The organism is Pseudaminobacter soli (ex Li et al. 2025) (assembly GCF_003012705.1).
Taxonomy (GTDB): Bacteria; Pseudomonadota; Alphaproteobacteria; order Rhizobiales; family Rhizobiaceae; genus Pseudaminobacter; species Pseudaminobacter soli.
In genome coordinates, this window is sequence record NZ_PXYL01000103.1 from 1 (window position 1) to 255 (window position 255).

The 255-nt window shown below is 74.1% G+C and carries 1 protein-coding gene; it reads left to right on the top strand.

Translation table 11 applies throughout. The annotated features are described in order from the left end of the window. Positions 1 to 255 (top strand): chemotaxis protein CheB (locus C7I85_RS30415; RefSeq protein ID WP_280954435.1); only part of this gene is annotated, 255 nt, incomplete at both ends.

Below are 255 nucleotides of genomic sequence, written 5' to 3' on the forward strand. Positions count from 1 at the left end.
AGGCGGCGTTCAGCGACGAGCGCGCCTTCGAGGCGCTGATCGCCACCGTCAAGGCGGCGGCGCGCGCCCGCATCCGGCCGCTCGGCGACGCGCCGCCCGTTGCGCCGGCGGCACAGGCCGGCTACACACCGAACGGCCGCGTCGTCGCCATCGGCTCCTCGACCGGCGGCGTCGAGGCGCTGCTCACCATCCTGAGCCAGTTCCCCGCCAACTGCCCGCCGACCGTCATCACCCAGCACATGCCGCCACTGTTCA